Origin of the sequence: Pseudoalteromonas sp. UCD-33C, from assembly GCF_001306895.1 — a bacterium.
Taxonomy (GTDB): Bacteria; Pseudomonadota; Gammaproteobacteria; order Enterobacterales; family Alteromonadaceae; genus Pseudoalteromonas.
In genome coordinates this window covers 1-511 of the sequence record NZ_LJTB01000047.1, presented here as the reverse complement: position 1 = coordinate 511, position 511 = coordinate 1, and the positions used below count along the sequence as shown (strand labels likewise).

Sequence of the window (511 nt, the reverse complement as noted above, 5' to 3'; positions counted from 1 at the left end):
CTAACGCCTTACTAATGGGCGCATAAATGCTTGGCTAAAATTAGCTACGAAGGAGCGCAAGCCAAGCGTTTTGCGTCCTTTTGAGTAACTTGTTATGTGTATTGTGCGCCTTTCTTGTTTTTGAACCAAACATTTGAACTTGGCGTGAACAAAAACAGAATAACTATAATCTGACACAAGTTTGTTAGAGCACTTACAACGGTAAACTCTATAGGCATTAAAAAAAACTGTTGGAAGTTAATTGCTACATTAACAAGGCTTATTAAAATAAGAGCGGAATAGATAATCCTTGCCCAGTTGCGCCCACAGTTGATTTTGTAAGCTAGCCAAATAACTAATAAAGTTGTTACGCCGAATGAGGTGTATTTTGCTATTACATTCGGCATTAACTCTTTAGTATTGAAAGAAATAATGAGAATAGAAGCCAAACTGACCAGCCAACCAAGAAAAATAAATATAGTTGTGAGCTTTATACTTTTAGGTTTATCCATAACCATCCTATACACATAAC

At 35.8% G+C, this 511-nt stretch carries 1 protein-coding gene; it reads right to left on the bottom strand.

The window, feature by feature from the left end; genetic code table 11:
* Positions 1-92: 92 nt before the first annotated feature.
* Positions 93-511 (bottom strand): hypothetical protein (locus AOG26_RS20395; RefSeq protein WP_235575526.1); only part of this gene is annotated, 419 nt, incomplete at its 5' end.